This is a genomic window from Delftia sp. WY8 (genome assembly GCF_018437695.1).
In the GTDB taxonomy this organism is placed as follows: Bacteria; Pseudomonadota; Gammaproteobacteria; order Burkholderiales; family Burkholderiaceae_C; genus Comamonas; species Comamonas tsuruhatensis.
The window spans coordinates 3,265,227-3,283,907 of record NZ_CP049795.1 but is presented as its reverse complement, the minus strand read 5'-3'; the positions used below and the strand labels follow the sequence as shown (position 1 = coordinate 3,283,907).

The window sequence follows — 18,681 nt, the reverse complement described above, 5'->3', positions numbered from 1 at the left end:
GGTGCGGCAGCCGCTAGTTGAGGATGTGGTGGCCGCCATCGACATACAGCGTGCAGCCCGTGATGGCGCGCGCCCCGTCCGAGGCCAGGAAGGCGCACAGCGGCCCCACGTCGTCGGGCTGCAATTCGCCGGCAATGGGTGAGCGGCGCACGCTGTCGGCCACGAGTTCATCGAACGCGGCAATGCCCGAGGCCGCGCGCGTGGCGATGGGCCCGGGCGAGACGGCATTGACGCGGATGCGCGAGGGGCCGAGCTCGGCCGCCAGGTAGCGCGTGGTGGACTCCAGCGCGGCCTTGACCGGGCCCATGATTCCGTAGTGCGGCATGACCTCGCTGGCGCCCAGGTAGCTCAGCGTCATGAGGCTGCCGCCGCTGGCCGCCATCAGCGGCTCGGCCAGGTGGGCCATGCGGATGAAGGAGTGGCAGGAGATGTCCATGGCCAGCGCAAAGCCCTCGCGGGAGCTGTCTACCACGCGGCCCTGCAGGTCCTTGCGCGGGGCGTAGGCCACGGCGTGCAGCACGAAGTCCAGCCGGCCCCAGCGCACGGCGGCGGCATCGAACAGCGCGCGCATCTGCTCGTCGTCGCCCACGTCCAGCGGCATGCGCAGCTCGGCACCGATCTCGTCGAGCAGGGGCTCCACATGCGCCCGGGCCTTGTCGTTCTGCCAGGTCGCGCCGATCTCGGCGCCCGCCGCATGCATGGCCCGGGCACAGGCCCAGGCAATGCTGTCGCGGTTGGCGATGCCGACGATCAGGCCTTTTTTGCCAGCCAATAGCGTCATCTCGAATGCTCCAGATCAGAAGGTCTGCCGGGAAACAGGCCGCCTTGGGGCGGCTTCGTCAGGAATCACGGGGCATGGCGCGGCGTTGCCGACATATGCGCCACGGCGAATGTTTGTATTTCCTGTGACTACGAAGCTTTTGATAGCTTGTTTTGATGCATGCAAATCAAAGGTTTGCATGCCAATATCGTCTCCTGGTCTTTTTCATTCTATCTATGTTGCACTGCAGCGACCGATTTTGGCGATGCCGTTTCGTTATATCGATGCAGTTCACTCCATAGTCTTGACTCAGGTCAAAGAGGGCTGCCTCACGGGGAGAATGCCGCTTGCCGCCGGTTGCTGTGCCCAGTAGAGCAATGGTGTCTTTTTGCGCCAACAGCCGAGCATTCTCTGTATTGGCCGGATTTCAATGAATACAAGGTATTCACACCATATTGGTGCATGGGAGGTAAAGAAAACCGGAAATCTGCCGATGGTCCGTGGACAGAGAAAATCCCCGGCCTGCAAAGGCCTGGGCCGCCATTCAGTCGGGACAAGACCGAAGGAAGATGTTCAATCCATGACCAGCATTTCATCCACCGGCGCCAGCTTTGCCGCCAGCGCAGCGGGCATGCGGCCCACGGTGTCCGTGAGGTCGTCAGCGACCACGGCAGCTGCTGCACCCGCCGACCCGGGCACGCAGGTCACGCTGGGCCAGTCCGCAGGGTCCAGCGTCATCTATGCCAAACCGCAGCCCGTGGAACTGGGCCAGTTCAGGCTGACCCGGGCCTGGGCCTCGCAAGACAGGGACGACATCAGCACCCTGATGGCGCGCAACCTGGGCCTGGGCCCGTCGGCCAGCCTGGCCGACCGCTGGCGCGGCCTGGGCGGCGCCCTGCTGTCGCGCTTTGCGGCCGCGCCGTCGGACTACCAGCAGACGGTTGCGGAGTACCAGGCGCCCACGGCGGCCGACTCCGTCGCAGGCAGCGCGGATGCGCAGGCCCTGGACAAGTCCGCACTGAGCGATGTGTCCGTGGGCGCTGCCACCGTGAGCCTGAAGATCCGCACGCAATCGGGCCAGACCGTGGAGCTGCGGATTGCCACGAACGACGGCAGCGAAGCGGGCAGCAGCAGCGGGCTGCGGGTCGAGGTCAAGAGTTCCGGCACCTTGAGCCAGGCCGAGAGCGCGGCCATTGCCCAGCTGGCCGACGGGCTGGACGAAGCGCTGGAAGGCCTGGGAAAGCCGGGCAAGCCCCAGCTGGAACTGGGCAAGCTGATGGACTTCGACCGCAGCGTGCTGTCCGGCCTGGACCTGGACATCAAGAACCCCAAGCCTTCGCAGCCCCTGTCCTCGTTCAGCCTGCATGTGGGCGCCGATGGCAGATCGGTGGCCATGAAGGGCGCGGCCGGCGAGCTGGCCGTCAACCTGGAGTCCGACGCCCCCGCAGGCGCCAGCGCGTCGCAGCGCCAGGCCGCGCTGGACCAGCATCTGAAGCGCTTCGATGTGGCCGCGCAGCGCGGGCGCGCGGACGCGAACCTGGTGGACCTGTTCAAGAGCGCCTTCACCCAGCTGCACAGCGCGCAGTCCCCTGCGGCGCCGGCCCGGCTGGCTGCGCTGTCCGGGCTGGAGCGGGCCGTGCAGGCCACGCAAAGCGGCCTGGCCGATTTCCAGGCCAGCTTCAGCGGTGACTACGAAAAGACCAATGAGTTCGGCGCCGTGACCGAGGACGGCCGGGCCGCCTACCAGGTCGGCCAGAAGACCACCCGGCAGTCCAGGGGCTCGGCGGGCGAGTCCATCGCCCAGGTGGTGACCGAGTCGCTGGACGCCCATGCCAGGAAGGCGCGCAATCGCGGCATGCTGGACCCGCAGTCGGGCAACTACGATCTGATCAAGGTGCAGGACCGCAGCAGCATCACCACGCTGATCGAGACGGCCGACAACCGGGTTGCCGGCGCGCTGCGCAAGACGGACGAGCGCCAGATGCAGACCTGGGAGCAGCTCGTGGACCACCGCGTGCGCCAGCAACGCGAGACGCCCAGCGGGCGCAGCTTCACGGAGCGGATCGCGGTGAAGTAGTGTCTGCGGGGGGCTGACCGCGTGCAGGGGCGCGGGCCGGGCTGCGTGTCGTCGTTGTGTCACAAAACTTCCGTATAAGAAGTTTTTTTGAACAAGACATGACAACGGCCCGCGCGTTCATGACCGAATTTCATCTTGCCGTCATCCAGGGCGGAGCCACTCAATGAACGCGCGCCGTGCTTTGGCGGCGGGGCTGGCGGCGCTGCTGCTGGCGGCCGTGGGCGGCGGCGTCTGGTACTCGCGCACGGCCCTGGTGCAGGACCGCCAGGCGCAGCGGGCGCAGCAGCAGGCCGTGACGGCGCGCGGCCTGATCGGCTCCGAGAAGGAAGCCTTCTTCCAGGACGAGCGCGTGCGCGACGTGCTGGCGCGCCACGGCGTGACGGTGACGGTGCAAAAGGCCGGCTCGCGCAGCATTGCCAACAGCTACGACCCCAAGCAGTACGACTTCGGCTTTCCCTCGGGGGCGCCGGCTGCAGCCCAGCTCAAGGCGGCGGCCAGGGCCGGCACGGTCTACACGCCGTTCTACACGCCCATCGTGTTCGCCAGCTGGCGGCCCATTGCCGAGATCCTGATCGCCAATGGCGTTGCGCAAAAGCAGGGCGACTTCCACTACGTGACCGATCTGCCGGCCCTGCTGGCCATGGCCGGCAAGGGCACGCGCTGGCGTGACCTGAAGGCCTCCGGCGCCTTTGCCACCGGCAAGGCCGTGCTGCCCGCCAGCACCGATGTGCGCAGCTCCAACAGCGCGGCCATGTACCTGGCGCTGGCCAGCTATGTGCTCAACGGCCAGCAGGTGGTGCAGAGCCCGGCCGACCTGGAGCGCGTGATGCCGCAGGTGGCGCCGCTGTTTCTGCGCCAGGGCTTCCAGGAAAGCTCGTCGGCCGGGCCGTTCGAGGACTACCTGGCCCTGGGCATGGGCAAGGCGCCGCTGCTGGTGGCCTATGAATCGCAGCTGGTGGAGTTCCTGCTGCGCCACCCGCAGCGCAGGAGCGGCGAGATGGTGATGCTCTACCCGCAGCCCACGCTGTATTCCAAGCATGTGCTCGTGCCCTACACGCCTGCGGGCGATCGCGTGGGCCAGCTGCTCGAATCCGATCCGCAACTGCGCGCATTGGCGCAGGAATACGGCTTTCGCACCGGCGGCGACACGCACGGGCCCGAGCGCTGGGCCGGGCAGGGCGTGCAGGCGCCCGCGCAGCTGGTGGATGTGATCGAACCGCCCAGCCAGGAGTGGCTGGAGCGAATGATCGTGGACATGGAGCAGCGCTTCAAATGACCGAACGTTCCAGGAGCAACCGATGAGCAACACCCCCCAGACCACCACGGCCAGCGCCGCCGTGGCCGTGCCTGCACAGGAGCAGGATTTCGTGCTGGAGCCGCCTGCGCCCGCCCTGCCCGTGCCCATCGAGTCGGCCAGCGGCAAGGTCCGCCTCAAGGCCGAGGAAGTGCAGCAGCTGGACGCGCAGGTGGCGCAGTTCATCGACGACATCACCGCCAACGACAGCCAGTCGCCCGCCTTCAAGGGCGCGGTCGAGCGCATCCACGGCATGGGCAACAAGGAGGTGCAGGCCGCTGCCGCCGTCTCCAACCGCATGCTGGAGCGCCCCGTCAAGACGCTGAACAACGGCCTGTTCGACCAGGGCAGCCAGATCGGCCAGGGCCTGATCGACCTGCGCCGCCAGGTGGAGGCGCTGGACCCCTCGCGCCAGGACGACCTGTTCAAGCCGCGCAAGCTGCTGGGCCTGATCCCCATGGGCAACAGGCTGGTGGACTACTTCGACAAGTTCCAGTCCAGCCAGAGCCACCTGAACGCCATCATCGACAGCCTCAAGCGCGGCAAGGACGAGCTGCTGCGCGACAACGCCGCCATCGAGCAGGAAAAGGCCAACCTGTGGGGCCTGATGGAGCGGCTGGAGAAATACATCCACATCGGCAAGAAGCTGGACGCGGCGCTGGATGCCAAGGCGGCGCAGCTGGACGCCAGCGACCCGGAAAAGGCCCGCGTGGTGCGCGAGGACATGCTGTTCTACGCACGCCAGAAGGTCACCGACCTGCTCACCCAGATGGCGGTGAACGTGCAGGGCTACCTGGCACTGGACCTGGTGCGCAAGAACAACCTCGAACTGGCCAAGGGCGTGGACCGCGCGACCACCACCACGGTCTCCGCCCTGCGCACGGCCGTCATCGTGGCGCAGGCGCTGGCCAACCAGAAGCTGGTGCTGGACCAGATCACGGCGCTGAACACCACCACGGGCAACCTGATCGCCGGCACCAGCGAGCTGCTGCGCGAGCAAAGCGGCAAGATCCACGAGCAGGCGGCCGGCAGCACCATCGACATCGCCAGGCTGCAGCAGGCCTTCGGCAACATCTACCAGACCATGGACGCCATGGCCGACTTCAAGGTCAAGGCCCTGGCCTCCATGCAGACCACGGTGGACACGCTGTCGCAGGAGGTGGACAAGTCCCGCGCCTATCTGGAAAAGAGCCGCCGCGAGGACGTGCGCGAGGCGCTGCAGGCGCCCGCCGGCGAGGTGGTGCTGTGAGCATGTTCCGGCGCCTGGCGGCCTGGTGGCTGCTGGGCCTTGCGCTGGCCCTGGCTGGCTGCGGCAAGTCGCCCGAAACCGCGCCGCAGGCCGCCGCCAAGTCCGATCCGTCCGCCGCTCCCCAGGGTGCATTCACCGTGCTGGCCGGCTCCGAGCTCAAGGACGTGGCGCCCGCGCTGGAGCAGGCCGCCACGGCGGCGGGCGTGCCGCTCAAGCTCAGCTATGCGGGCACGCTGGAGATGGTCGAGCGCATCAATGCGGGCGAGCAGTACGACGCCATCCTGCCGCCCAATGGCGCCTATCCCGCGCTGGCGCTGGCGAACAAGCCGCTGGCGCGTGAAAAGCTTTTCTACTCGCGCGTGGCCCTGGGCGTGAAGGCCCCCGTGCTGCAAAAGCTGGGCTGGGACAAGGCACCGCCCACCTGGGCCGACATCGCACGCGCTGCCGTCCAGGGCCGGCTGCGCTACGGCATGACCAATCCGGCCAGCTCCAACACCGGCATGAGCGCGCTGTTCGCCGTGGCCTCGGCCGTGGCCGGCAAGACCGAGGACCTGGACGCCAGGGAGGTCAATGCCAAGGTGCTCAAGGACTTCCTGTCGGGTCAGAAGCTCACCGCCGGCAGCTCCGGCTGGCTGGCCGAGGCCTTCGAGCGCGAGCCCGGTGCCGTCGATGCGCTGGTCAACTACGAGGCCGTGATCCTGCGCCTGAACGAGAAGCTGCCCGCCGCCGACCGGCTCACCCTGGTCTACCCGCGCGACGGCGTGATCTCGGCCGACTATCCGCTGATGCTGCTCAACGCTGCGCGGCGCGCAGACTATGACCGGCTGGTCGCCCAGTTCAAGGCCCCCGCCTTCCAGGGCCAGCCGCTGCGCCAGGCCCAGTTGCGCCCCGCCAGCCCCGAGGCACAGGCCAGCCCGGCGCTGCCCACGGCGCCCGTGGTGGAGTTGAGCTTTCCGAACCGGCTGGAGGTGATCGATGCCGTGCTCTCGGCCTACCAGAGCGATCTGCGCCGCCCGGCCACCAGCATCTTCGTGCTGGACGTGAGCGGCTCCATGAAGGGTGCGCGGCTGGCGCAGATGAAGGAGGCGCTCAAGCTGCTGTCTGGCGCCGAGGCATCGGCCGCCAGCCAGCGCTATGCCGCCTTCCAGGCACGCGAGCGCGTGCTGCTGATTCCGTTCTCGGGCCTGGTCGGCCAGCCCGCGCGCGTGCAGTTCGCGGCGGGCGACCTGCAGGCCGCAAGCGCCCAGGTGCTGGCCTATGCCGACAGCCTGGTGGCCGACGGCGGAACGGCCATCTACGACGCGCTCACGCTGGCCCAGCAGCAGGCACGCCAGGAACTGCGGGCCGATCCCGAGCGCTTCGTCAGCATCGTGCTGCTGACCGATGGCGCCAACACGGCGGGCCGCGACTGGGCCGCATTCGAGCGCGAGCAGCGCATGGCGCGCGACGGCGGCGCGCCGCTGGTGCGCGTCTTTCCCATCATCTTTGGCGAGGCGCAGACCGGCGAAATGCAGGCCCTGGCCGCGCTGACGGGCGGGCGCGCCTTCGATGCGCGCAACACCGGCAAGAGCGGACTGCCGCTGGTGTTCAAGGAAATCCGGGGCTACCAGTGACAGCGCCGCCACCGATCGGACCCGCCTGATGCGCCGCCTGCAGCTTTTCTTCTACGGCAACGGCAACCTCGCCGGCCTGGCGCTGGCCCTGCTGGGGCCGGTGCTGCTGTTTGCCGGCGTGATCGGCGCCGGCTGGGGCTGGATCACGCTGGGCCTGTACGTCGCGGGCCTGCTGCTGGGCTGGGCCCTGCAGCCCGCGGGCGCCAGCTTCGAGCGGGCGCTGCAGCAGCACTGGAGCGCCGAGGACATCCGCGAACGCATCGACGAGCTGGTGCAAAAGGCCCGTCCGATGCTCACGCCCGAGATGCAAAAGCACCTGGACAGCGTGCGCGGCTCGGTGCACGAGGTGCTGCCCTCGCTGGCCGACGCCGGCCCGGTCTTCAACGACGGCCTGTTCACCGTGCGCGAGACGGTGCTGCAGTACCTGCCCGCCACGCTGTCGCACTATGCGGCGCTGCCGCCGCTGTTCCGTGTCACCCAGCCCGTGCAGGACGGCAAGACGGCCAGGCAACTGCTGACCGAGCAGCTGGCGCTGCTGGCCGGGCAGATGCAGCAGGTGGTGGCCCATGTGGCGGCCAGCGATGCGCAGGCGCTGCTGGCCAACGGGCGCTTTTTGAAGCAGAAGTTCGACCAGCCGGATTTCCTGAAGTGAGGCGCCCGCAGGGTCGTCCCGCCACGCTGCGCGGACCCTGTGTTAGCATGCTCCGCCATGCAGCCTGCTGCATTCCCGTCTTCCAGACACCTGAACTCTCGATCCAAGACAGCCATGAACGGTACGCCCGTTTCGATCATCGTTGCACAGTGGTGGCGCTTCCAATAAGGAAGCGGCACGTCGTTGCGGTTGCGTACCGCGCCTTGCCGCCGTGACGGCAGCAAGGCTCACCCAGCAGATGGCTCCCCGGCACGGCGGCTCCCAGAACCCAGGAGATTGCCCAGATGCCCTCAGATTCCCCCTTCCAGACCCAGGCAGCATTGCGCGCATTCCCGCGCCAGCCTTCGCTGCGGCATGCCCGCGCCACCCGTTTTTCCCTTTGAGACCCAGGAGCCGGTATGACCAGACTGCTGATGATCGACAACTACGACAGCTTCACCTACAACATCGTCCAGTACTTCGGCGAGCTGGGTGCCGATGTCACCGTGGTGCGCAATGACGAGGCCACGCTGGACGAGGTGATCGCCCTGGTCGAGCGCGAGAAGATCGACCGCCTGGTGATCTCGCCCGGCCCCTGCTCGCCGGCCGAGGCCGGTATTTCCGTGGCGGCCATCCAGCACTTTGCAGGCCGCCTGCCCATCCTGGGCGTGTGCCTGGGCCACCAGAGCATTGGCGCGGCCTTCGGCGGCGACATCGTGCGCGCGGGCCAGCAGATGCATGGCAAGACCAGCGTCATCACCACCGACCGCAAGGGCGTGTTCGCCGACCTGCCCGAGCAGTTCACGGTCAATCGCTACCACTCGCTGGCCATTGCGCGCTCCAGCCTGCCCGAATGCCTGGAGATCACGGCCACCAGCGAGGACGGCGAGATCCAGGGCGTGCGCCACACCAGCCTGGCCATCGAGGGCGTGCAATTCCACCCCGAGAGCATCCTCACCGAGCATGGCCACGCCATGCTCAAGAATTTCCTGGAACAGAAGGCCTGAGCAGGCCGGCACCCAACCGAGACACCGCAATGACCCAGATCACCCCCCAGGAAGCGCTGCAGCGCACCATCGAGCACCGCGAAATCTTCCACGACGAGATGCTGCACCTGATGCGCCTGATCATGCGCGGCGAGCTGTCGCCCGTGATGACGGCGGCCATCGTCACCGGCCTGCGCGTGAAGAAGGAGACCATCGGCGAGATCACGGCCGCGGCCGAGGTCATGCGCGAGTTCTCCAACAAGGTCCATGTGGAGGACAAGCGCCACCTGGTGGACATCGTGGGCACAGGCGGCGACGGTGCCAACACCTTCAACATCTCCACCTGCTCCATCTTCGTGATCGCGGCGGCGGGCGGCAAGGTCAGCAAGCACGGCGGGCGCAGCGTCAGCAGCAAGAGCGGCAGTGCCGACGCCATGGAGGCGCTGGGCGTCAACATCCAGCTCAGCCCCGAGCAGATCGCGCGCAGCATCGCCGACGTGGGCATCGGCTTCATGTTCGCGCCCAACCACCACCCGGCCATGAAGAACGTGGCGCCCGTGCGCAAGGAGCTGGGCGTGCGCACCATCTTCAACATCCTGGGCCCGCTCACCAATCCGGCCAGCGCGCCCAACATCCTCATGGGCGTGTTCCACGAGGACCTGGTCGGCATCCAGGTGCGCGCGCTGCAGCGCCTGGGCGCCGAGCACGCCATCGTGGTCTATGGCCGCGACGGCCTGGACGAGATCAGCCTGGGCGCGGGCACCCTGGTGGGCGAGCTCAAGGACGGCGTGGTGCGCGAGTACGAGATCCATCCCGAGGACTTCGGCCTGCGCATGGTGGGCACGCGCGCCTTCAAGGTGGACAATCCCGAGGAATCCAAGGCCATGCTGCTGGGCGTGCTCCATGGCGAGAAGAGTGCCGCGCGCGACATCGTCTGCCTGAACGCGGGTGCCGCCCTGTATGCGGCCAACGTGGCCTCCAGCATCGAGGACGGCATGGCCCGCGCCCAGGCGGCGCTGGACAGCGGCGCGGCCCTGGCCAAGCTCAACGAACTCGTGGCCTACACGGCCCGGCTGACGGCCTGAGCCGCGCAGCCCCCATCGACCACCGAATACAAGAAACCAAGGAAAGCAACGTGTCCGACATCCTCAAGCAAATCTGCGACGTGAAAGTGCAGGAAGTGGCCGCCGCCCAGAAGCGCATGCCCTTCGCGGACATGCGCCGCGACGCCGAAAGCCGCGTGCTCACGCGCGACTTCGTGGGCGCGCTGCGCGCCAAGATCGCCGCCGGCCAAGCCGGCGTGATCGCCGAGATCAAGAAGGCCAGCCCCAGCAAGGGCGTGATCCGCGAGGACTTCATCCCCGCCGACATCGCGCAAAGCTATGCCGATGGCGACGGCAAGGGCGTCAGCGCCGCCTGCCTCTCGGTGCTGACCGACAAGCAGTTCTTCCAGGGCAGCGTGGACTATCTCAAGCAGGCGCGCGCCAGCTGCCACCTGCCCGTGCTGCGCAAGGACTTCATGGTCGATCCCTACCAGATCTACGAATCGCGGGCCATGGGCGCCGACTGCGTGCTGCTGATCGCCGCCTGCCTGGACGACGCGCAGATGGCCGAGATGGAACAGATCGCCCACAGCCTGGACATGGCCGTGCTGGTCGAGGTGCACGACGGCGCCGAGCTGGACCGCGCCCTGCGCCTCAAGACCCCGCTGGTGGGCATCAACAACCGCAACCTGCGCAGCTTCGAGGTCAGCATCCAGACCACGCTGGACCTGCAAAAGAACGTGCCCGCCGACCGCCTGCTGGTCACCGAGTCGGGCATCGGCAGCCGCGAGGACGTCAAGGCCATGCGCGATGCCGGCATCCACAGCTTCCTGGTGGGCGAGGCCTTCATGCGCGCCAAGGAGCCGGGAGAGGCGCTGGCCAAGCTGTTTGCCTAAGACGCGTCGTTGTGCGGGCCGGCCGGTGAATCCGGGGTCCGCACGATGCGCACCACCCCGAGCTTGAGCCCCAGCATGGCCAAGATGCGGTTCATGGTCTGCACGCTGCCTTCGCTGCGCTCCTGCTCGATGTCCTGCAGCGTTCTATAGGAAACGCCGCAAAGCTTGGCCATCTCGGCCGTGGTCAGCCGCATGGTCTTCTTCAGATGCCGCACGGCCTGCGGCAAAGACCATTCGGGGTGGGCCAGCACATCGTCAATAGCCTGCCTGCGCAGCTCCAGCTGCTGGGCAATGGGAATGGGGGTGAAACGCTTGTCCATGGTCTTCAGCGCAGCGCAGCGAGCTCCTGCGCACGTGCCAGGAGGGCGGGACGCAGGTGGCCGAGAACCTCGGGCTCCAGCCCTAGCGCCAGACCGTCTGCGGCGATGCGCTCCAGCGCGGGAATCATGGCCTTGAGGCCTTTCACCAGTGGATCGCGCTGCAACGGATCCGACTGCGTGCCCCGGCGTTTTCGAGGGAGCTGCGCGGCCAGCGCACAGACGCTATCCAGCACACGGCCCCAATCGGGCCGGCCGCCCTGTTCATCCCGCCAGCGGATGCGTCGGGCAATGCCGTCCGGGTGGAGATACATGGGCGCAAAGTCGTACAGGGGCGTGAGCGCGATGCGGCCGTCGAAACCGCGCTGCACGGCGGTGTTGCGCGCGTGGTTGTCCTTGTTGCCCAGGGCCAGGTTGGCAATGTCGCGTTTGATGTATTCGAGCACTTCCTGGTGCAGTTGTAGAGTGCAGTTTGCGGTCATTTACACGAAATTCTAGGTAAAGCATTGGGCTGACTCAAGGTTTTTCGTATGTTTTTCCGTGTAACCATTGTCTGTCTTTGGGGAACCATTGGAGGCGGACGTACCTCCCCGCCGCAGGCAAAGGTATGCTTGCCGTGATCCAACAGGCATGGCGCTTGCGCCCATGCATTTCAGCTGTACTTTATTGAGGGAGGCTGCTGCCTCGGCATGTGGCGGCGGTGCCCCCATCCGCCATGGCCCTTCAAGACGACGCAATCGCCCCGGCGCAAGCCGACCAACTCCAATCCGCCGATCCCGCCGACTGGCCCGTTGCGCCCGACTGGCAGCCCCTGGTCGAGGACTTCTTCGCGGGTGCCACGGGCCAGCAGCTGCTGACCTTTCTGCACCAGCGCCTGGAAGCCGGCGCCGTGATCTTTCCGCCCCAGCCGCTGCGCGCGCTGGAGCTGACACCGCCCGATGAGGTGCGCGTGGTCATCCTGGGGCAGGACCCCTACCACGGCCGGGGGCAGGCCGAAGGCCTGTCGTTCTCGGTGGCGCCGGGCGTGCGCATGCCGCCCTCGCTGCAGAACATCTTCAAGGAGATGCAGCGTGACCTGGGCGTGCCCTTCCCGCCGTTCCCCAACCCGGGCGGCAGCCTGGTCAAGTGGGCCAGGAACGGCGTGCTGCTGCTCAACACCTGTCTCACGGTGGAGGAAGGCCAGGCGGCCAGTCACTCGGGCAAGGGATGGGAGCTGCTGACCGATGCGGTGATCCGGCACATCGCCCAGGGCACGCGCCCCGTGGTCTTCATGCTCTGGGGCAGCCATGCGCAGTCCAAGCGCGCCTTCATTCCGGGCGACCGGGGCCATCTGGTGCTGACCAGCAACCATCCCTCGCCTCTGTCGGCGCTGCGCCCGCCCGTGCCCTTCATCGGCAACGGGCACTTCGGCAAGGCGCGCGACTTCCGCGCCCAGCACGGCTACTGAGCGGCCCGCTCGGGGCGTGGCTCCACGATGGGGAACACGCTGTCGAAGCGGTCCAGCATGGACATGAGCGCCGTCACATTGGAGGCGTCGCCCTCGATGCGCAGCTGGCCGCTCTTGATGGCCTCGGCCATCGTGGTCTCCTGGCCTGCAATGGCGTCCAGCGTGGCGCGCGTCAGGCGCAGGCTCGCGTGGGCGGCGGGCGCAAGGCCCGGGCTCTGGGTGAGGGCGCTGTTCTCCAGGTTCAGGCTGCGCTGCTCGCCGGTGTCGGTGAAGGTCCAGTTGAGCACGATGCGCTGGCCTGCGGCCTTGCCGGCGTCCAGCCGCACGCCCAGGTAGTCGAAGAACATCTCCAGCGGCAGGCTGCGCACCAGGTCGCGCGCGGCGCTGCCGGGCCTGGGCAGTTGGGGCACGCCCTGGCGCAGCTCCGCCGCGCCCTGCAGGAAGGCGTTGCGGGCCGTGGCCGATTCCATCTGGTAGCCCAGCTGTTCATAGGCATTGGCGGCCAGGCGGCGCGCGGCCTGGTTGGCCGGGTCGGCAAAGACCAGCTGCGAGGCGATCTGCGCCACCCAGCGGTATTCGCCGCGCTCGTAGTCGGCCTGCGCACGGCGCAGCACGGCGTCGGCGCCACCCATGTACTCCACGGTCTTGCGCGCCGCGGGCACGGGCGGCAGCGCCTCCAGTTGGGCCGGGTTGCCTTCGTAGTAGCCCAGGTAGTGCTGGTAGATGGCGCGTATGTTGTGGCGCAGGTGGCCGTAGAAGGCATGTGTGGCGCCGTCGCGGGCCAGGGATTCGGGCATCTTCAGCATCTCGGCGATCTCCGAGCCCACGTAGCCGTGGTTCATGAGGCGCACGGTCTGGTCGTGCAGGTATTTGTAGGTGTCGCGCTGGCCGGCCAGCATGCGCTGCAGCCGGGGCTGGCCCCAGACCGGCCAGTGGTGCTGGGCGATCAGGATCTCGGCCTTGCCGCCATAGGCGTGCAGGGCGTCGTTCAGGTGGCGGGACCAGCCCAGCGCGTCACGCACCTGGGCGCCGCGCAGCGGCAGCAGGTTGTGCTGGGTATGCACGGCGATCTCGGCCATGTTCAGCACCTTGAGCTGGGGGTAGTACATGATCATCTCGGCCGGCGCCTCGGCCCCGGGCGTGAGCGTGAATTCGATGTCCACGCCGTCGATGCGCAGGGTCTCGCGCGGCTTGTCGATCACGCGCGTGGGCGCGATCAGCCCCATGGTGCCGGGCGCACCCGCCTTGCCCAGCCCTGCGTCCACCTGTCCCCTGGCATCGCGCGGCAGCAGCATGCCGAACTGGTAGAGCGCGCGCCGGCCCATGGCATGGCCGGCGATCACGTTCTCGCCCACGGCCTCGGCCATGAAGCCCGCCGGGGCGATGACCTGGACGCGGCCTGCATCCACCTCTTCCTGGCGCACCACGCCGCGCACGCCGCCGAAATGGTCCACATGGCTGTGCGAGTAGACGACGGCCACCACGGGCTTGCGCGGTCGGTGCTGGTAGTACAGGTCCATGGCGGCCTGGGCGGTCTCGGTGTACATCAGCGGATCGACCACGATCAGGCCGGTCTCGCCCTCGATGATGCTCATGTTCGACAGGTCCAGGCCGCGCACCTGGTAGAGCCTGTCCGTCACATGGAACAGGCCGCTGACGCGGTTGCGCTGGGCCTGGCGCCACAGCGCGGGGTGCACGGTGTCGGGCGCCTGGTCCTGCTGCAGGAATGCATAGGCCTGCATGCCCCAGATGGGCCGGCCCTGGGCATTGCGCACCAACAGCGCATCCGCCGAGGCGATCAGGCCGCGTTGCGCGTCCTCCATGGCCTGGGCGTCATCCTGAGGCTGCTGCGCCAGCGCAGCCTGCTGGGCCGCGCGCGTGGCCGCGCTGGCTGCTTGTGGCCGGGCCATGTCGGAGACCGGCAGGCTGCTGCCTGCGCAGGCGCTCAGCAGGGCGGCGGCGGCCAGGCAGGCCAGCAGGCGGCAAGGGCGCGCCAGCGCGCGGGGCAGGGGGTGTGAGGCTTGCATGGGAAGGTCTCCTGGCATGTGTTCGATGTCAGCGGCGAAAATACGCAGGCCCGCCGGCTGTGTCTGTCAGCCACCCGACATCCCTTTCCATGCAAGCTTCCCTCGCCTCTTCCTACCTGCCCACGCTGCGCGCCGGCCGCTGGTTCAGCGCATTGGCGCCGCAGTTTGCCGATTTGCTGCTGGCCCTGGCCCAGCCCCGCCGCCTGGAGGCGGGCGAAGCCCTGTTCCTGCGCGGCGATGCGCTGGAGGGCGGTTTGTTCGCCGTGGTCCGCGGCAGCGTCGGTTTCTCCGGTGTGGGCGGCCAGAGCGAGCAGGCGCGCGAGGCCCTGCTCACGCGCATGGGCCCGGCCACCTGGTTTGGCGAGATCGCGCTGTTCGACGGCTCGCCGCGCACCCATGATGCCCACGCCATGGAGCCCAGCGAGGTGCTGCAGGTGCCGCGCCAGCCGCTGCTGGACTGGCTGCAGCAGCATCCTGCGCACTGGCATGACCTGGGCGTGCTGATGTCGGGGCGCATGCGCGCGGCCTTCGCGGCGCTGGAGGACCTGGCCCTGATGCCCGCACCACAGCGCCTGGCGCGCCGCCTGGTGGCCATGGCGCGTGGCTACGGCGAGCGGCTGGACGATGTGCCGGCCCGGCCGCGCCTGGATATCACGCAGGAGCAGCTGGCGCGCATGCTGTCGATCTCGCGCCAGACCACCAACGTGCTGCTGCAGGGCCTGCAGGCGCGGGGCCTCATCCGGGTGCAGCGCGGCGAGATCGAGATCCTGCAATGGCAGGCGCTGTGCGCCGAGCGGTTCTGAGCGGCGCAGCCAGTCAAGGGCTGTTGTTCAGACCACCAGCGCATTCTCCACGTCCTGCACCTTGCGGCGCGCCAGCGCGAGATTGGCCTTGGCCTTGTCGAGCACCAGGTACAGGAACAGGCCCTCGTGGTGGGTGGAGGGGCGCAGGATGTGGTACTGCCTGCTCAGCGTGATGAGGATGTCCTCGATGGTGTCTTCCAGGCCCAGCGAGCGCATGGTTTTGAGTTTGGCGCGCACCAGTTCGGTGTTGCCGGCGGCAGCCAGCTCCAGGTCCACGCCCGAGCCGTCCTGCCCCAGGATCATGCCGCTGTTGTAGTCCACCAGTGCAGCGCACATGGCGCCGTCGCAGCGCATCAGTTCATCCATGGTTTGCTTGATATTGGCCATTGTTTTCCTAACTCCCTTGTGTTGCGAAAATGTTCTGCACCTTCGCGGTGCCTTCTTGCCGGATGCATAGGAGCAGCCCTTGCCTGCCTTTGCCATCACGCTTGTTCCAGTGTCCGCACGGCCTCGCGCGAGACATAGAGAACCTGGCCCAGAACGGCCTCGCGCGAGGCCACCACGCTGATGACCAGCGTCAGGCCCGGGCGCTGTGCCTGCAGCATGACGATGAAGCCCTCGGCCGCCTCGACCACCACGTTGGCGCAATGCCCGAGCTGGTTCTCCTCGCCGGCGATCATGCCCAGCGCCGCCATCGAGCTGGCCATGGCCGACAGCCGCGCCGTGCTGCCCTGGCCTTGCGCACGGGCGGCCACCTCGAAGCCGTCCTCGGTGCTGACCACGCAGCCACGCACGCCGTGCAACCTGCTCATCAGCGACTGCACCGCCGCCTGGGCTGCAGCCTTCAAGGCAGCGTCATTCTTCATGGGACTTCTCCTGGGCAAGGGCTTCGATCTGCAGCAGCAACAGCTCGATCAGGGCCACCACCTGCTGGGGGTTGCGCACATCGGCCGGCACCACGGGGCACAGCAGGCCGCGCGATTGCAGGTGCACGGCAAAGCTGTCCAGATCAGGCGCTGTGTACTCCTGCATGCGGCATACCGCCACCACGCATGCCGTGCTGCGCAAGACATCGGACAGGCCCTGGACATAGATATCCAGGTCGGCCAGCGGATCGGAGCGGCTGTTGTCGATCAGCAAGATCACGCCCAGCGCGCCGCGCGAGAGGATGCGCCACATGAAGTCAAAGCGCTCCTGCCCGGGCGTGCCGTAGAGGTACAGCTTCTCGCCGTTGTCCAGGGTCAGCTCGCCATAGTCCATGCCGGCCGTCGTCAGCGCCTTGTCCAGGGTGTCATCGGTGTTGCGCACGTCGGTGCTCACGGGGGCGATCTCGCTGACGCAGCGGATGGCCGTGGTCTTGCCTGCGCCTGGGGGGCCGGAAATCAGGATCTTGAGTTCGCTCATGGGCGCGCTCCTGCAAACCGGGCCAGGCGAAGGCGTATGCGTTCGAGCACACCCCTGTCCGGCGCAGGGTTGCCGGGGTACGGTGCGGCGGGCGGGCGGGCCGAGGCCCAGCGCAGCAGGCCGGCGGCGTCCAGCTCGTTCAGAAAACCGGCGCAGATCTCGGGCGACAGGCCCGAGCGCTGGCACAGGGTCTGCATCGTCGTGGGCTGGCCTGTCAGCAAGGTGGCCAGGCGGATATGGTGGGATCTCGTCAGCAGTTGCGGCGACGGCCAGCGCCGCAGCTGCAGCAGCATCAGCTGATGCTGCGTGTGCAGGCCGCTGGCGTGTGCCTTGGCGCTGGCCGGTTTGCCGTGCACCGACAGGATGCGTGCGCCCATGGTGTTGAGGCATTCCTCCAGCGCCTCGGCGCGCAGGGGCATGCCCAGGTGGCCACCCGCAGGGAAGGCTCCCCTGGGTGGCCCTCCCACGCGCAGCGTCAGCGCGGGCGGGGCGGCAGGCGCTTGGGCCAGTTCGCCATGCACCACCGTCATGTCCGCCTGGGATTCACGCCACGTCCAGCGGTGCCGTGTGCGGTGATTCACCATCAGCACATAGGAGCGGAACAGCTTGGCGTCGCGGTCCGGCAGGCCATGCAGCATGAAGGTCAGCTCGGTTCGCTCATCCATGCTGTGCCTCCCGCTGCAATTGCCGCCTGCGCCCTCCGGTCTGGTTCGTGTACATGCCTTGCCTCTTCTTTGTAGGTCCGGCGATGGCCGGGTTGTCCATGAATTCATTCAGGAACGGGAGTCCAGGAATCCCGCAAGGGGAAGCCCGACGACAGAGCTGCGGATGATAGGAATGGCGCCGGCGGCTGGCTGTCCGGTCGCGCTGGAGAATCAGAATCGGCTGGGTCAGAATCAGAGTTGTCCTATCCGATTCGTGCCCAATCCGCTCCCAGCCTGAGCGGATCGAGCAAGGGCGATGGATGAATCGCGGGTCTGCAGGGCCGTAAAAATCGGAGCTTTCCGAGTTTTGTCCCTGCATCCCTGGTCGGACTGTGGTCTCTTTTCTGGCCGGCCTTGTGTGGGTGGTGCCTGGCGGGCGCTGCCCGCTGCCCGCCGTGTCCTCCGGTTACCAGGGACCGGGCAACCGCAGCTGCAGCATTTCCAGGAAGGACTGCGCCGCATGCGGCAGCGTGCGGCCGGCCAGGGTCTGCACCTCGATGTCGCGCAGGTCCATGCCCCGGTCGCTGAGCGCCACGGCCACCAGTGCGCCCGTGGCCACCATGTGGCGCGCGGCGATCTCGCTGGCCACGGCCACGGCGGCGCCCTGGGCTGCAAAGTTCAGCAGGGTCTTGCCGTGGTTGCTCTCCATCACCGGCATCAGCATCAGGCCCTGGCGGCTGCAGGCGGCGTCCAGCAGCTGGCGCACGGCCGTGTCGGCCGGCGTGAGCGCCAGCGGATGGCGCACCAGCTGGGCCAGCGACAGGCGCCGCGCCTGCGCCAGCGCATGGCCGGGGGCGACCAGGGCCACCAGCGGCGCGGCCACGCGGCAGGCCACGGCAATGCCTTTTTCGGGCGCGCGGCTGAAGCACAGGCCGATGTCGGCCGTGCCGCTGCGCACGGCCTCTGGCACGGCAGGCGTGGGCAGCACCATCACCTCGAAGACGATGCCGGCATGCGCGCGCTGGAACGCTGCGCACAGGCGCGGCAGGAACTCGTTGGCAAAGGCGTCTGAACTGGCGATGCGCACGCGGCCGCTGCGCAGCCCCTGCAGGGCCTCGATCTCGCCCAGCGCGCGCTCGGCATCCAGGCCGGCGCGGCGCACATGGTCGGCCAGGATCTCCCCGGCCGCATTGAGCACCATGCCGCGCGGGTGGCGTTCGAACAGCGGCGTGCCCAGCAGCCCCTCCAGTGCGGCGATCTGGCGGCTGATGGCCGAGGCCGCCACATGCAGCCGCGCCGATGCCTCGGTCAGCGATCCGCATTGCGCCACTTCATGGAAGTAGCGCAGCGCGGTGTCCTGCAGGAGAAGGTGGCGGGCGTCGGGCATGTCGCCCCGATTGTCATCAATTTGCCGCAGAGGCAACGCAGGTTTGCAAATTTGCTGATGGCGGCAAAGGGGCGAGGGTTCTACGATGGCCTGTTGCGGCGTT

Annotated in this window: 19 protein-coding genes and 1 pseudogene; 10 read left to right on the top strand and 10 right to left on the bottom strand. The window is 67.9% G+C overall.

Annotated elements, in window-relative coordinates; genetic code table 11:
- Positions 1–13 precede the first annotated feature (13 nt).
- Positions 14–781, bottom strand: a complete 768-nt coding sequence (gene fabI, locus G4D77_RS15160; protein ID WP_016449534.1) for an enoyl-ACP reductase FabI — start codon at positions 779–781, stop codon at positions 14–16.
- A gap of 15 nt (positions 782–796) precedes the next feature.
- The gene (locus tag G4D77_RS15155) at positions 797–961 is read right to left on the bottom strand and encodes a hypothetical protein (RefSeq protein ID WP_155294163.1); all 165 of its coding nucleotides are present in this window, start codon (positions 959–961) and stop codon (positions 797–799) included.
- Between the two features lie 379 nt (positions 962–1,340).
- Between G4D77_RS15155 and G4D77_RS15150 the strand changes: the two genes are divergently transcribed.
- The 8 genes from G4D77_RS15150 (at position 1,341) to trpC (ending at position 10,549) form a co-directional block, all read left to right on the top strand.
- Complete coding sequence (locus G4D77_RS15150) at positions 1,341–2,837, top strand: hypothetical protein (protein WP_213757975.1); 1,497 nt, start codon at positions 1,341–1,343, stop codon at positions 2,835–2,837.
- Between the two features lie 163 nt (positions 2,838–3,000).
- Positions 3,001–4,113, top strand: a complete 1,113-nt coding sequence (locus G4D77_RS15145; RefSeq protein ID WP_154836228.1) for a hypothetical protein — start codon at positions 3,001–3,003, stop codon at positions 4,111–4,113.
- A gap of 22 nt (positions 4,114–4,135) precedes the next feature.
- Positions 4,136–5,380: a toxic anion resistance protein gene (locus G4D77_RS15140; RefSeq protein ID WP_154836226.1), complete on the top strand. Its 1,245-nt coding sequence runs from the start codon at positions 4,136–4,138 to the stop codon at positions 5,378–5,380.
- A 2-nt stretch (positions 5,381–5,382) separates the two neighbouring features.
- Positions 5,383–6,993 (top strand): vWA domain-containing protein, encoded by a 1,611-nt coding sequence (locus G4D77_RS15135; RefSeq protein WP_154836224.1) that lies wholly within the window; start codon positions 5,383–5,385, stop codon positions 6,991–6,993.
- Between the two features lie 28 nt (positions 6,994–7,021).
- Positions 7,022–7,645 carry a hypothetical protein gene (locus G4D77_RS15130; protein ID WP_065347114.1) on the top strand — a complete coding sequence of 208 codons (624 nt, stop codon included), beginning with the start codon at positions 7,022–7,024 and terminating at the stop codon, positions 7,643–7,645.
- Between the two features lie 398 nt (positions 7,646–8,043).
- Positions 8,044–8,631 (top strand): anthranilate synthase component II, encoded by a 588-nt coding sequence (locus tag G4D77_RS15125; RefSeq protein ID WP_012202700.1) that lies wholly within the window; start codon positions 8,044–8,046, stop codon positions 8,629–8,631.
- Positions 8,632–8,660: 29 nt separating this feature from the next.
- Positions 8,661–9,695 carry an anthranilate phosphoribosyltransferase gene (trpD, locus tag G4D77_RS15120; RefSeq protein WP_013804671.1) on the top strand — a complete coding sequence of 345 codons (1,035 nt, stop codon included), beginning with the start codon at positions 8,661–8,663 and terminating at the stop codon, positions 9,693–9,695.
- A gap of 50 nt (positions 9,696–9,745) precedes the next feature.
- Complete coding sequence (gene trpC, locus G4D77_RS15115; protein WP_012202702.1) at positions 9,746–10,549, top strand: indole-3-glycerol phosphate synthase TrpC; 804 nt, start codon at positions 9,746–9,748, stop codon at positions 10,547–10,549.
- Here the strand turns inward: trpC and G4D77_RS15110 are convergent.
- Both G4D77_RS15110 and G4D77_RS15105 read right to left on the bottom strand, forming a co-directional pair.
- The gene (locus tag G4D77_RS15110; protein ID WP_016449541.1) at positions 10,546–10,869 is read right to left on the bottom strand and encodes a helix-turn-helix domain-containing protein; all 324 of its coding nucleotides are present in this window, start codon (positions 10,867–10,869) and stop codon (positions 10,546–10,548) included. The genes trpC and G4D77_RS15110 overlap by 4 nt on opposite strands.
- 5 nt (positions 10,870–10,874) lie before the next feature.
- Positions 10,875–11,318: pseudogene (locus G4D77_RS15105) on the bottom strand (HipA domain-containing protein); the annotation flags it as partial.
- Positions 11,319–11,581: 263 nt separating this feature from the next.
- On the opposite strand from G4D77_RS15105, the gene G4D77_RS15100 reads away from it, so the two are divergent.
- The gene (locus G4D77_RS15100) at positions 11,582–12,313 is read left to right on the top strand and encodes a uracil-DNA glycosylase (RefSeq protein WP_016453987.1); all 732 of its coding nucleotides are present in this window, start codon (positions 11,582–11,584) and stop codon (positions 12,311–12,313) included.
- On the opposite strand, the gene G4D77_RS15095 is transcribed toward G4D77_RS15100, so the two are convergent.
- Complete coding sequence (locus G4D77_RS15095; RefSeq protein ID WP_154836222.1) at positions 12,307–14,340, bottom strand: alkyl/aryl-sulfatase; 2,034 nt, start codon at positions 14,338–14,340, stop codon at positions 12,307–12,309. The genes G4D77_RS15100 and G4D77_RS15095 overlap by 7 nt on opposite strands.
- Positions 14,341–14,429: 89 nt before the next feature.
- Here G4D77_RS15095 and G4D77_RS15090 point away from each other — a divergent pair, with 89 nt between their 5' ends.
- The gene (locus tag G4D77_RS15090; protein ID WP_046986869.1) at positions 14,430–15,143 is read left to right on the top strand and encodes a Crp/Fnr family transcriptional regulator; all 714 of its coding nucleotides are present in this window, start codon (positions 14,430–14,432) and stop codon (positions 15,141–15,143) included.
- A gap of 27 nt (positions 15,144–15,170) precedes the next feature.
- Here the strand turns inward: G4D77_RS15090 and G4D77_RS15085 are convergent, their stop codons facing one another.
- The 5 genes from G4D77_RS15085 to G4D77_RS15065 form a co-directional block, all read right to left on the bottom strand.
- Positions 15,171–15,530, bottom strand: coding sequence for a hypothetical protein (locus G4D77_RS15085; RefSeq protein ID WP_016449546.1), 360 nt, complete (start codon positions 15,528–15,530; stop codon positions 15,171–15,173).
- A gap of 95 nt (positions 15,531–15,625) precedes the next feature.
- A complete protein-coding gene (locus tag G4D77_RS15080) occupies positions 15,626–16,009 on the bottom strand; it encodes a roadblock/LC7 domain-containing protein (RefSeq protein WP_016449547.1) in 384 nt (127 codons plus the stop codon).
- Complete coding sequence (locus tag G4D77_RS15075; RefSeq protein WP_043820163.1) at positions 15,999–16,547, bottom strand: GTP-binding protein; 549 nt, start codon at positions 16,545–16,547, stop codon at positions 15,999–16,001. The genes G4D77_RS15080 and G4D77_RS15075 overlap by 11 nt, the downstream gene beginning before the upstream one ends.
- On the bottom strand, positions 16,544–17,212 hold the full coding sequence (locus G4D77_RS15070) for a hypothetical protein (protein ID WP_154836220.1): 669 nt from the start codon (positions 17,210–17,212) through the stop codon (positions 16,544–16,546). The genes G4D77_RS15075 and G4D77_RS15070 overlap by 4 nt, the downstream gene beginning before the upstream one ends.
- A 445-nt stretch (positions 17,213–17,657) precedes the next feature.
- A complete protein-coding gene (locus tag G4D77_RS15065) occupies positions 17,658–18,578 on the bottom strand; it encodes a LysR family transcriptional regulator (protein WP_034389667.1) in 921 nt (306 codons plus the stop codon).
- Between the last annotated feature and the right edge of the window lie 103 nt (positions 18,579–18,681).